At 66.2% G+C, this 12,460-nt stretch carries 12 protein-coding genes; 8 read left to right on the forward strand and 4 right to left on the reverse strand.

Translation table 11 applies throughout. The features are described from left to right. Nucleotides 1–208 precede the first annotated feature (208 nt). The 3 genes from Q4I12_RS06135 to hisI form a co-directional block, all read right to left on the reverse strand. Complete coding sequence (locus Q4I12_RS06135; RefSeq protein WP_300706042.1) at nt 209–532, reverse strand: hypothetical protein; 324 nt, start codon at nt 530–532, stop codon at nt 209–211. 381 nt (nt 533–913) lie between these two features. Beyond that, a complete protein-coding gene (hisG, locus tag Q4I12_RS06140; RefSeq protein ID WP_204626043.1) occupies nt 914–1,807 on the reverse strand; it encodes an ATP phosphoribosyltransferase in 894 nt (297 codons plus the stop codon). Nucleotides 1,808–1,921: 114 nt separating this feature from the next. After that, nucleotides 1,922–2,314 carry a phosphoribosyl-AMP cyclohydrolase gene (gene hisI, locus Q4I12_RS06145; protein ID WP_168935819.1) on the reverse strand — a complete coding sequence of 131 codons (393 nt, stop codon included), beginning with the start codon at nt 2,312–2,314 and terminating at the stop codon, nt 1,922–1,924. A gap of 488 nt (nt 2,315–2,802) precedes the next feature. On the opposite strand from hisI, the gene Q4I12_RS06150 reads away from it, so the two are divergent. The 8 genes from Q4I12_RS06150 (at nt 2,803) to Q4I12_RS06185 (ending at nt 11,588) form a co-directional block, all read left to right on the forward strand. Next, a complete protein-coding gene (locus Q4I12_RS06150) occupies nt 2,803–4,521 on the forward strand; it encodes a DEAD/DEAH box helicase (RefSeq protein WP_204626042.1) in 1,719 nt (572 codons plus the stop codon). Next, nucleotides 4,518–4,985, forward strand: coding sequence for a hypothetical protein (locus Q4I12_RS06155; protein ID WP_302261050.1), 468 nt, complete (start codon nt 4,518–4,520; stop codon nt 4,983–4,985). The genes Q4I12_RS06150 and Q4I12_RS06155 overlap by 4 nt, the downstream gene beginning before the upstream one ends. Before the next feature lie 14 nt (nt 4,986–4,999). Further along, a complete protein-coding gene (locus tag Q4I12_RS06160; RefSeq protein ID WP_204674500.1) occupies nt 5,000–5,911 on the forward strand; it encodes a bifunctional riboflavin kinase/FAD synthetase in 912 nt (303 codons plus the stop codon). 186 nt (nt 5,912–6,097) lie between these two features. Beyond that, a complete protein-coding gene (locus Q4I12_RS06165) occupies nt 6,098–7,645 on the forward strand; it encodes an SLC13 family permease (RefSeq protein WP_006007808.1) in 1,548 nt (515 codons plus the stop codon). Nucleotides 7,646–7,708: 63 nt separating this feature from the next. Next, nucleotides 7,709–9,481 carry an adenylyl-sulfate reductase subunit alpha gene (locus tag Q4I12_RS06170; RefSeq protein WP_302261052.1) on the forward strand — a complete coding sequence of 591 codons (1,773 nt, stop codon included), beginning with the start codon at nt 7,709–7,711 and terminating at the stop codon, nt 9,479–9,481. A gap of 14 nt (nt 9,482–9,495) precedes the next feature. Beyond that, nucleotides 9,496–9,822 (forward strand): 4Fe-4S dicluster domain-containing protein, encoded by a 327-nt coding sequence (locus Q4I12_RS06175; protein WP_204626038.1) that lies wholly within the window; start codon nt 9,496–9,498, stop codon nt 9,820–9,822. Between the two features lie 135 nt (nt 9,823–9,957). Then, nucleotides 9,958–10,659, forward strand: coding sequence for a Crp/Fnr family transcriptional regulator (locus Q4I12_RS06180; RefSeq protein WP_302261054.1), 702 nt, complete (start codon nt 9,958–9,960; stop codon nt 10,657–10,659). Between the two features lie 44 nt (nt 10,660–10,703). Further along, nucleotides 10,704–11,588, forward strand: a complete 885-nt coding sequence (locus Q4I12_RS06185) for a histidinol-phosphatase HisJ family protein (RefSeq protein ID WP_168935812.1) — start codon at nt 10,704–10,706, stop codon at nt 11,586–11,588. A 228-nt stretch (nt 11,589–11,816) separates the two neighbouring features. On the opposite strand, the gene Q4I12_RS06190 is transcribed toward Q4I12_RS06185, so the two are convergent. Further along, a complete protein-coding gene (locus Q4I12_RS06190; RefSeq protein ID WP_302261055.1) occupies nt 11,817–12,320 on the reverse strand; it encodes an AbrB family transcriptional regulator in 504 nt (167 codons plus the stop codon). Nucleotides 12,321–12,460: the final 140 nt, after the last annotated feature.

Genomic DNA, 12,460 nt, shown 5'->3' on the forward strand with positions numbered 1-12,460 from the left:
GTGCAGGCATCGCGTGCGCTTCTGCCGTAGCGGAGCGGGAGCTTCCCCCCCCCTGGCCGGTGTCACGGGGTGCCATGCCTTCCCTTTTATGTGGAGAGGAGCGGCCATGCAGCGTGTGCCCGGGCCCCTGTTGGGGAGAACGGGTGTCCTCCACATGGTGCAGCGCCGGGACTGCGGAGACCTGCGCAGGGGCTGCAGGGCGGGGTCCTCAGTCGCGACGGCCCGGACGCCAGGAGCCGTCCCGCTGGATGCGGGGCCGGGGCAGACGGTGCTGGCCTTCGGGACGCAGATGGTGCTTGTTGCGGAAGTCGTCGTAGCCCTTGCGTGCGGGATTGCCCTGCCATTGCCGCTGGGCGGGACGGGCGGAAGACCGGACGGAGGACGAAGGCTGCCGGACAGAGCCGGTCGCGGCGGCCACGCTGGTGACGGAGGACGGGAGAGGGCCGCTTTCTGCGGACACCTGCGCGGCGAAGGCGGGAGCGATGCCCAAAAGGCAGAGGACGGTCAGCAGGCGGAGAGGCTGGCGATACATGACGGGACCTCGTGGCGGGGGACAGAAGGGGAGAGAAAACAGCCATCTTGAGGGGGCGCCCCGTGTCTGGGCATCCGGATTTTGAAAAAAAGGCCGGAAACCACCGGACGAGACGACATGATCATGGCCTTTCCCCGATAACAAAAAAGCGACCCTCTCCCGCAGGAGATGCCGCTGCCTGTCCTTTCCCATATCCCCCAGCCCCGAATGGCGGGTTTGGGGGAGGGAGGGGGTGCGGGGGAGGGAGCCCCTTTTTGCCGCGAGCAAGCGACCGAAGGCGGCTTGCAAGGGCCGTGCCCGTTGCGACGAAGGAAGCTACGGGCATCGACAGCAGAGATAAGGGGGGCCCTCCCCCACAGACATTTTTTTCGTCAGGCCCTGCTAGATGACCTTGTTCAGGGCGTATTCGATGATGCCTTCGGCCCCGGCGTCGCGCAGACGGGGGATGAGGTCGCGCACCACGTCGATGTTGACCACGGTTTCCACCGAGAGCCAGGCCTCGTCGCGCAGGGGCGAGACCGTGGGCGAGTTCAGGGAGGGCAGCATCTCGAGGATGGCGTCCAGGTTGGAGGCCGGGGCGTTCATCTTGATGGCCACCAGGCTTTCGGCGCGCAGGGCGCCCTGTAGGAGCAGGGTCAGCTGGTCGATCTTGGCGCGCTTGCGCGGGTCGGCCCAGGCTTCCTTGTTGGCGATGATGACCGGGTAGGAGCACATCACTTCGTCGATGATGCGCAGGCCGTGGGCCCGGATGGTGGTGCCGGTCTCGGTCACTTCCACGATACCGTCGGCCAGGCCTTCCACGACCTTGGCTTCCGTAGCGCCCCAGGAATAGAAGACGTTCACGTCCACGCCCACGCGCTTGAAGTAATTGCGGGTCAGGCCTTCCAGCTCGGTGGCGATGCGCTTGCCGGCCAGGTCCTGCGGGCACTGGTAGGGGGAGTCACCGGCCACGGCCAGCACCCAGCGGCAGGGGCGGTTGGACGTCTTGGAGTAGACCAGATCCGCCACGTGCACCACCTTGTCTTCATGACCGCCTTCCGTGAGCCAGTCCAGGCCGGTGATGCCCACGTCCAGGATGCCCGCGGCGATGTAGCCGCCGATCTCCTGCACGCGGCACAGCGAGGCCGTGATCTCGGGGTCATTGATGTCCGGGAAATAGTTGCGCGTATGCTTGCGGATCTTCCAGCCGGCGCGCTCGAAAAGGTTGATGGTGGCGTCTTCCAGCGAGCCCTTGGGCACGCCCAGTTTGAGGATGGCCTGCGATTCTTCGCTCATCGTGTCTACTCCGGCAGGCGAAAGGCCTGCTGCTGTGTTGTTTGGGCCATGCGCCGCATGGCTCCTTCCCAGAGACGGGCCCGAAGGCCCGAAGAAAGCATCGTGCGGTCCCGGCTACTTGGTGCCGTAGACCTTCCGGGGATCGAAGACCACGGGGGAGCACTCGCGCACCACGCCGTTGTCCCATTCCCGGTAGAAGCAGGAACGCCGTCCCGTATGGCAGGCCGCGCCGCCGATCTGCTCGATCTTGAGCAGTACGGTGTCGCTGTCGCAGTCCAGGCGGATGGAAAGCACTTTCTGTACGTTCCCGGACGTGCCGCCCTTGTGCCAGAGTTCCTTGCGGCTGCGGCTCCAGTAATGGGCCTCGCCGGTTTCCAGGGTACGTTTCCAGGCTTCTTCATTCATATAGGCCAGCATGAGCACTTCGCCCGTGGCCGCGTCCTGCGCGATGGCGGGGACCAGTCCCTTGGAAAAATCGGGACCGAAATCCGGCTGTAGTTGCGCCATGGCTCCCTCCGAATCAAAAAAACATGCTCCGGTGCCCCTGTCCGTACGGCGGGTGCGCCGGTGAGGCCTTTCAGGCTAGCCGCATTCTTGCCCGGACGCAAGCGGCGCCCGCATCCGGCGGCCTTTTTTCACAGCCTGTCCGCTGCCGGTGACAGCCTGGCGACGCCAGGGTGACAAGAGCCGTGCCCCGCGCCTTTTTGCCGCCCCTGCGTACGGGGACGCCTCGGGCGCTGCCTGACGGAAAGGTGGGCGGGCTTTCAACAACGGGGCCCGCCCTGCACCCGGCAAAAGGGGCGCCCCTGTCCGGCCGACGCCATCGCGAAGGCCTTTGCAGGCCGCGCCCGTGCCCGTCGCGGGAGGGCCCCGGCGGCGCCTTGCGCATGGGCGCCGCTTGTGGCAGGTTAGTGCGTTTCCGCCATCAAAAGAATAACCCATCCGCATCGGCGGCAGACGGGATCCCCCCGGCCGCCGTGCGTCAGAGAGCCATCATGTCCGACATCACCGATCCTACCTGCCCCGCCTCCGCCGGAGAGGCCGCGCAGGAACAGGCCGCCCCTGCGGCCGAACTTTCCACCCCCGGCGCTTCCCTTGAGAATTTTTCCGTGGCCGAGCCCGAGAACGCCCTGCCGCGCGCCACGCTGGAGACCCTGCCCGAGACCATCGCCGCCGCCTGCGGCCGTGCGGGCTGGACGTCCCTGATGCCCGTGCAGTCCCTGGCCCTGCCGTACCTGCTGGAAGGCCGCGACATCATGGTGCAGTCCCGTACCGGCAGCGGCAAGACCGGCTGCTACCTGCTGCCCCTGGTGCCGCGTCTGGATCCCGAACTGCACGCCGCCCAGGCCCTGATCCTGGTGCCCACCCGCGAGCTGGCCGTGCAGGTGGAGCACGAGGCGCGCACCCTGTTCGAAGGCACGGGCATCCGTCCCGTGGCCGTCTATGGCGGCGTGGGCTACAAGAAGCAGATGGACGCCCTGCGTGACGGGGCCCAGCTTGTGGTGGGCACGCCCGGCCGCGTGCTGGACCATCTGCTGCGCCGCACCCTTTCGCTGGACGACCTGGACGCCCTGGTCTTCGACGAAGCCGACCGCATGCTGTCCATCGGCTTCTACCCCGACATGAAGGAAGTGCAGCGCTACCTGCCGCGCCGCCGCATCCACACCAGCATGTTCTCGGCCACCTATCCGCCGCACGTGCTCAAGCTGGCCGGGGAATTCCTGACCGAGCCTTCCATGCTCTCCCTCTCGCAGAAGGAAGTGCATGTGGCCGAAGTGCAGCATCTGTTCTGCCAGAGCCGTCCCATGGACAAGGACCGCGTGCTGGTGCGCCTGCTGGAGACCGAGAACCCGGCATCGGCCATCATCTTTTGCAACACCAAGGCCAACGTCCATTATATCACCGGTGTGCTGCAGGGCTTCGGCTACAACGCCGACGAGCTGTCGGCCGACCTTTCCCAGGCCCGTCGCGAGGCCGTACTGGACAAGATCCGCCAGGGCAGCCTGCAGTATCTGGTGGCCACGGACGTGGCCGCGCGCGGTATCGACATCCCGGCCCTGTCCCACGTTTTCCTCTACGAGCCCCCGGAAGACCATGAGAGCTACATCCATCGTGCCGGCCGCACGGGCCGTGCCGGGGCCGCCGGTACGGTCATCTCGCTGGTGGACATCATGCAGCGCATGGAACTGGAGCGCATCGCCCGTCATTACAAGATCGCCCTGCGCGAGATCCCCGCTCCCACGGACGAGGACGTGGCCGTGGTGGCCGGTGCGCGCGTGACCACCCTGCTGGAGAGCCGTTTCCGCAAGCTGACCGGTCTGGAGAAGATGCGCGTGGCCCGTTATGCGCCGCTGGTACGCGAACTGGCCAGCCAGGCCGAGGACGACGAGAACGGTCTGCTGCTGGCCATGCTGGTGGATGCCGCCTATCAGGAGAGCCTGGGCCATGTGCAGCAGCTGCCCGAAGGCCGCAGCGAATCTTCCCGCCGTGGTGACGGCGAGGGCCGGGGCCGCAAGCGTTCCTCCCGTCGTCGCCGTGATCGCGGGGACAAGGCCGCCGAGGCCGCCGCTCCCGCCGCCGAGGCTGTTGCGGACGCCGCGCCCGCGGCGGATGGCGGGGATGCTCCCGCCCCTGCCGAAGGGGAGGGCACGGCCAAGCGCCGCCGTCGTCGCCGTCGTCGCAAGCCTGCGGCTGAAGGTCAGGCAGAAGCATGAGCAGTCTGATGGCCGTCCGTGCCGATGCGGTACGGGAGGCCCTGGACAATTTCCCCGTCCTGCTCCTCGATCTGGATGCGGGACGGGCCCTGCACATCCTCGGTATCGGCCGTCTGCAGTTCCGGCGTCGTGCCCGGCTGCTGGCGGAGTGGCGCGGCCTGTGCATGGCCCTGTGGCGTCTGGCCCTGCAGCGCTCCTTCCCCGAGCAGGCCGAGGCCATGTTCCGGCAGTTCCGGGAAAGCTTCGGGCAGAGCCATACGGACAAGACCTCGGCCCTGGCCCTGGAGCGTGTCCCGGCCTACTGGGAGGTGCTGGCCGAGCGGGGCGATGCGGACTTTCGTCCCGTGTCCCGTTTTCTGGCCGCTGTCTTTTTCGAGGACGAGGCCCGCGCACAGGCCATGGCCCTGCGCCTGATGCTGTATGTGCGGCAAACCTATCAATCCATTTTCGACCGTCTTATCTGAGCAACTGGACCATCATGGATACTTCCCCTTCCGCGTCTCCCCGCGCCACGGCCGTCACCATCGGCAATTTCGACGGCGTACACCAGGGCCATCAGGTCCTCATCCGCCGAGCGCTGACCTACAGCCAGCAGTTCGGCCTGGATTGCGTGGTCATCACCTTCTGGCCGCATCCGCGCGTGCTTTTCGGCAGGCCGCATCAGCCCCTGACCAGCCGGGCCGCCCGCATGCGCCTGCTGCAGGGCCTGGGCGATCTGCGTGTGCTGGAGCTGCCCTTCACCCACGAGCTGGCCGCGCTGTCGCCCGAGGAGTTCGTCCGGCAGCACCTGCTGCCGCTGCGGCTCAAACATCTGGTCATCGGCCACGACTTCACGCTGGGGCGCGGCCGCAGCGGCCAGCCTGATGTGCTGCGTGCCCTGGGCGAGAAGTACGGCTTTGACGTGGACCAGCTGCCGCCGGTGGAAGTGGGCGGGCATGTGGTCAGCTCCACCTGCCTGCGCGAGCTCATCGGCAAGGGCGACGTGGCCACGGCCGCCAGCCTGCTGGGCCATGCCTACGGCTGCGAGGGCCTGGTGGTGCACGGCGAAGGCCGCGGCACCGGCCTGGGTTTCCCCACGGCCAACATCGCCATCCCGGACACCATGCTGCCCGCGCCGGGCGTCTACGCCACCCGCGTGGTGGTGCCGCACCTGGGCAAGACCCTGCAGGCCGTGACCAACATCGGCCGCAAGCCCACCTTCGGGGATTACGGCCTGAGCATCGAGAGCTTCCTGCTGGATACGGATCTGAACCTCTACGGCAGCGAGCTGCGCCTGGACTTCGTGGCCCGTCTGCGCGACGAGAAGCGTTTCGACTCCGCCGATGCCCTGGTGGCCCAGATCCGCACCGACGTGGCCCGGGCCCGCGATTTGCTGACCATGTATTTTTAGCCCTGCCTGGGCTGTGCTGTCGAAACGGCAGTCATGGACATGCTCCATGACTACCGTTTTTTGTTGAACGGGCGCTAAGCCCTGGTCTTTTTTTCACGAACTATCGGCGGGCTGATAGATTGAGAATTTTTTCCCAGATAGGTTGCAGGCAGATGTTCCGTTTTGTCATGAAAAAAGGAGTCTGCCATGCCTGAGCAAACCTCTGCCGGTTCCGGTTCGTTTTTGCAGTACCTGGCCGGGAACCTGCGCCGCAACGGACGCAGCCCCGTGCGTGTCTACACGGGCTTCGTCATCGCCTGGGCGCTCTTTTTCCTTTTCTGGACCGTGCTGCCGCCCTTCCCGGGCCTGACCCACAACGGCATGGCCGTGCTGGGCATCGTGCTCTGGGCCAGCGTCATGTGGGTCAGCGAGGCCATGCCCACGGGCATCACCGGTATCTCCATCCCCACGCTGCTGCTCATCACCCAGGCCATCCCCTGGCAGGGCGGCAAACCGCCCATGTCCATCATCTTCGCCGGGTTCACCAACCACGTCATCTGGCTGTGCCTGTTCGCCTTCCTGGTGGGGGCCGTCATGCAGCTGGTGGGCCTGGACAAGCGCATCGCCCTGGGCATCCTTGCCCGGCTCAAGGCCTCCAGTGTGGGCCGCGTCATCTGGGGCATGTTCTTCGTGAACATCGTGCTGGGCTTCCTGGTGCCCGCGGCCAACGCCCGCGCCGCCACCCTGCTGCCCGTGGTGCAGGGCATCTGCCGCCTGCTCGGTGATACGCCGGAAGAACGCGCCGCCAAGAAGGCCATCGTCATCCAGTCCCTGGTCTACGGCTCCATGATCTGCGGCATGTTCATCATGACCGCCCACCTGCCCAACATGATCATGGTGGGTATCTTCGACAAGGCGGGCTTCAGCAACCTCAACTACCTCAACTGGATGCTGCTGCAGGCTCCCTACCTGGGCATGTTCGCCCTGACGCAGGCCTGGATCCGCTGGCATTTCGGCACGCGCAAGGTGCATATCGCCGGCGGAGTGGAGGCCCTGCAGAAGAAATACGACGACCTCGGTCCCATGACCATGCCTGAAAAGGTGCTGCTGGGCATCTTTGCCCTGGCGGGCATCATGTTCATGACCGGCAAGGGCAGCTTCATCGCCGAGCTGCACCACCAGCCTCTGGGCGTCATCGGCCTGCTGGGCATGCTGGTGCTCTTCGCGCCCGGCCTCATGCCCTGTTCCTGGAAGTCCGTGCAGGAAAAGACCATCTGGGGCACCTTCCTGCTGCTGGGCGGCGCCATGACCATGACCACGGCCATGACCCAGTCCGGTCTGGCCCAGTGGCTGGCCGACCACATCCACGCCTGGGTGGTGGGCATGAGCTGGTGGCAGGCCATCCTGACCATGATGGTGGGCACGCACATCATCCGCCTGGGCATGCTCTCCAACGTGGCGGCCGTGGCCATGCTGGCGCCGGTGGTCTTTGCCATGGCGCCCAAGCTGGGCCTGCATCCCGTGGCCTTCACCATGCTGGTCTGTGACACGGATACCTTCGCCTACATCCTGCCCACCCAGATCACCGCGGCCGTCATCGCACACGGTACGGATACCTTCTCTTCCACGGACTACGCCCGTGCCGGCTGGGTCTCCGTCTGTATCGCCATCGCCTATGGCCTGCTGGTCATGGCTCCCTGGTACGCCCTGTGGGGCATGCCCGTCTGGGACGCCAGCGCCCCCTGGCCCTTCTAGCCCTTTGCCGACCTGCCGGGGCGGTATGGCCCCGGCTCCAACAGCTTTTTACAGGAGAACATCATGGCCAACATCCCTGCGGCGCACATGCGCCAGTTCACCCCTGAAAACCTGGACGATATCGAGACCGTCGTCGTCGAGACCGACCTGCTCATCATCGGCGGCGGCAATGCCGGCTGCTTCGTGGCCACGGAAGCCGCCCTGGTGGATCCCAACGTCCGCGTCACCATCATGGAAAAGGCCGAGATCATGCGCTCCGGTGCCTGTTCCGCCGGTATGGACGCCATCAATACCTACATCCCCGAAGGCAAGACCCCCGAAGACCTGGTGCGCTGGAGCCGTGCCCAGGTGGGCGGCGGCCCCCTGCGTGAGGATCTGGCCCTTTCCAATGCCCGCGAGCTCAACGAGTCCGTGGACGATCTGGAACGCTGGGGCCTGCCCATCCTGCGCGACGAGCAGGGCCGCATCCGCTACCGCGGCAAGTGGGACATCTCCATCCACGGCGAGCAGCTCAAGCCCATCATGGCCGAGAAAGCCCTGGAGAGCGGCGCGGACGTCTACAACCGCGTGACGGCCACGGCCCTCATCATGCACGAAGGCCGCTGCACCGGCGCCATGGGCTTCGGCGTGCGTGACGGCAAGTTCTACATCTTCCGCGCCAAGGCCACGGTGGTCAGCACCGGCGGGGCCGGTACCCTGTACAAGTCCTATACCGCCGACAGCACCGACAGCGGCGCGCAGATCTGGATGTGCCCCTACTGCGTGGGCACGGGCTACGCCATCGGCTTCCGTCAGGGCGCCGAGCTCACCAGCTTGGAACAGCGCTGGGTGGCCACGCGCACCAAGGATTTCTGCGGCCCGGTGGACACCATCTCCGTGGGGTACGGCGCGCCCATCATCAACGCGCACGGTGAGCGCGTCATGAGCCGCTACGAACATCTGGGCGGGGACGCCGCGCCGCGCTACATCCGCGCCAATGCGCCCATGGAAGAATGGCTGGCCGGTCGCGGCCCCTGCTATTGCGACACCACCCACCTGACCCCCGAAACGGCCAAGGCCATGATGGAGGACTACCTCAACGAGCGGCCTTCCTTCGTGCTCTTCCTGGCCAGCCGCGGCCAGGACGTCACCCGCGAGCCCATCGAGATCTACGGTTCCGACCCCTACATCCTGGGCGGCCATACCGGCGGCGGTTTTTGGGTGGACATGCAGCGCATGACCACCATCCCCGGCCTGTTCGCCGCGGGCGAGACCGCAGGCGGCAACCCCAACAAGTTCGTGGGCGGCTGCTGCGCCGAAGGCAAGCTGGCGGCCCGCGGGGCCATCGCCTACATGAAGGATCTGGAGCTGCCGCCCCTGGACATGGCGGCCGTGGAGCAGGAAAAGGCCCGCGTCTACGCGCCCCTGCTGGCCCGGGACGAAGACGGCGTGCGCCCCGTGGAGATGAAGGAACGTCTGCAGCGCCTGATGGACGAATACGCCGGCGGCGTGTCGCAGTTCTACCGCACCAACGAGGAGCGTCTGGACTACGCCCTGAAGCACATCGCCATGCTGCAGTCCCAGTTCGGCTACCTGCGTGCCCGCGACCTGCACGAGCTCATGCGGGCCCACGAGACCATGGACAGGGTCGATGTGGCCGAGGCTGTGGTCCATCACCTCAAGGCCCGCAAGGAGACCCGCTGGGCCGGCTGGCAGACCCGTTCCGACTACCCGGAACGCGACGATGCCAATTTCGACTGTTTCATCGAATCCCGGCGCGATCCCGCCACGGGCAAGGTGGAGACCTTCACCCGTCCGTACGAGCAGCTGATCCCCGGTGACCGTTATACCGCGTAAGCAAGGAGCCAACCATGCCCCCGAGAATAGATCTGAACAAGTGCAACGGCTGCGGCGGCAAGCCCGAGACCGCCTGCGAGATGGTCTGCCCCGGCGACCTCATGATGCTGGACCCCGAGACGGGCAAGGCCCGCTGCCGGGCCACCGGCGAATGCTGGGACTGCATGTCCTGCATCAAGGTCTGTCCCACCGGTGCCCTGCAGACGCGCATGCCTTACCAGCTGGGCTACTACAAGGCCAGCCTGCGCCCCATCATGGGCAAGGACTGCATCACCTGGAAATGCCGTGATATTGACGGAAATGAATATACATATAAGTATGTCAACCGGATACGTCACTAGAACACGACACGGCTAAGGCCGGGTCCGGGAACGCGCTGCCGGTGCGCCGCAATGTCTGGTTGCGGCGCACCGGTTCCGGCGTCTGTACGGCAGACAGGGAACGCCTCTTCACGGGCCTGGTGCACGGGAGGCGGCATGCGCAGTTTCTGGCATCTGGAAAAAGGGGATTTCTTCGACGGCATAGAAGAGGGCAAGGAACACTTCCTGCGCAGTGCCCAGCGCATCGAACTGAAAAAGAACGACATCGTTTTTTTTGAAGGCGACGCGGGCGGGGCCTGTTTTTATGTGGCGTCCGGGCTGCTGCGCATCTTTTGCGTGACCGAGGCCGGAAAGGAATCCACTTTTTTCCTGCGCACCGCGGGCGAGATCTTCGGCCTGTCGGAGGTCCTGCAGGACCTGCCCCGCAAGGTCAATGCCCAGGCCCTGGCCGCTTCCGTCATCTTCCGGCTGGACAGGCAGGCGTTCGACGATCTGCTGTCCCGCAATTACGCCCTGGCACGGCGGGTCATCACCGTCATGGGCAGCCGTCTGCGCTATCTGGGCGACAGCCTCAGCGCCCAGACCTGCGATGTCCGCCACAGGGTCGGCCGTCTGCTGCTCTCGCTGGCGCACGAGAGCCTGCGCGACCCGGCCGCCTGGGAACAGCCGCTGGCCCTGCCGGTAAGCCTTTCCCAGGGTCAGATGGCGGCCATGGTCTGTTCCACGCAGCCCACGGTCAGCGAGACCCTGCACCAGCTGCAGGACGAGGGCCTCATCGACATCCGCGGCCGGGGCATCGTCATCAGAAGGCCGCAGGCCCTGCTGGCGGCCCTGGAATCTCCTGCGGATCGCGCTTGAGTCCTGCCGCGCTCCGGCATAAGGTGTCCGCCGGAGGAATCACGATGCTGGCAGACCTGCATACCCATACCAACACGTCCCACGGACACCACAGCGCCGCCGAGATGTACGAGGGCGCCGCCGCGGCCGGGCTGGACCTCTTCGGCCTGAGCGAGCATTCCCCCCTGCCGGAGGAATATGCCTGCAAGCTGTATGTAGCGGCGTTCCCCGGCAATTTCCGCCAGTTCGTCCAGGATGTGCAGGCCTTGCGGCAGCGGGAGCTGGAGCGGGAAGACCGGCCGCTGCCCCTGCTGGGGGTGGAGCTGGACTGGCTGCCCGACTACCCCAGGCATATGTGCCGTTTCCTTTCCTGCTGGCCGTTCAGCTATGTGATCGGCTCCCTGCATTATGTGGGGCTCTTCCCGGTGGCGCGTCCCAACACCTGGACCGACGGCCGGGAGGCCGCCTATGCCCGCTACCGGGAATATTATGAAGAGATGGCGCGCATGGCGGCCAGCGGGCTGGTGAACGTGGCCTCGCATCCCGACTTCATCAAGCGGGCCTCCTATGATTTGTTCCATGCGTGGCTGCGCGAAGAGGGCAGTCTGGACGTAGTGGCCGGCGCCGTGCAGGCCATGGCCGATAACGGGGTCATCATGGAAGTCTCGTCGGCCGGATTGCGCCAGCCCTTTGCCGAGCCCTATCCCTGCCCGGCCATCATGCGCCTGGCCGCCGACTTCGGCGTGGACGTCTGTCTGGCCTCCGATGCCCACGACAAGGCCGATGTGGGGGCGGGGCTCGCTGACGTGGCCCGCTACGCGCGCTCCTTCGGCTTCCGTTTCGACACCTTGCCCCTGCGGCCGGACGACATCGCCACCCGGCCCGCCGTGCTGGCGCAGGCCCTGGACTATCTGGACGGCCCGTTGCCGCGCCTGCGTTTTTCGCTGTAGTTTTTCGGGAAAGGCATCCTCTGTCCGGTCCCCGACGGTATGCGGGCGAGGACACACTGAGGCATCATGGCTCCGGCAGCACCGGAGCTTTTTTTATGGCATCCGGTAAGGGAGCGGCGGGGATGTGTCCGCGCTGTTTTGATGATATGCGGCCCGCCGTTGCCGCAGGACTGTGGCTATCCGGCCCGGGAGGGGACGCTCCCCCCGGCCGTTTTTTTATGGCCGGTATCAGCTGTGCGGCAGCAGACGGTGCAGCAGCCAGCCTAGGAACGGCGCCAGCAGCAGGACGGTGTACAGGCGCACCAGATGGAAGGCCAGCACGGCAGGGGCGTTGGTGCCCAAGTCGGAGGCCATGCCCACCACGGCCTGCAGACCGCCGGGGCTGGTGGCCAGGATGGCGCTGCCCGCGTCCAGCCCGGCCGAGCGGCAGATTAACCAGGCCCCCAGGGCACCGGCCACGACGAGCAGGGCCGTGGAGCCGAACATCAGGGGGGCCATGGCGCGGATCTCCAGCAGGGTGCCGCCGGTCATCATGTTGCCGACCATGACGCCGATGGCGATCTGGGCCCCCAGCTGGAACAGATGGGGCGTATCGGTCTCCACATGTCCCAGCATCTTGACGGCCAGCACGGCCACTACGGCCCCCAGCATGGCACCGCCGGGGATATGCAGGAAGAAGAACAGCAGACCGCCCACGATGCCGCAGGCGATGAGGAGCAGGAAGGTCGTCATGGGTCCTCCATGGGTTGCAAGAGAGGGGACCATGATGCGGCAACAGGGTCGCGGCGGTCAAGGTTGCGCCGGCAACGATTTTTCGGGGTCGCCGGGAGCGGCATGACGCCGCCATGGGGGAAGGGCGAGGGATGGGATGA

This window comes from Desulfovibrio piger, assembly GCF_951793255.1.
Lineage (GTDB): Bacteria > Desulfobacterota > Desulfovibrionia > Desulfovibrionales > Desulfovibrionaceae > Desulfovibrio.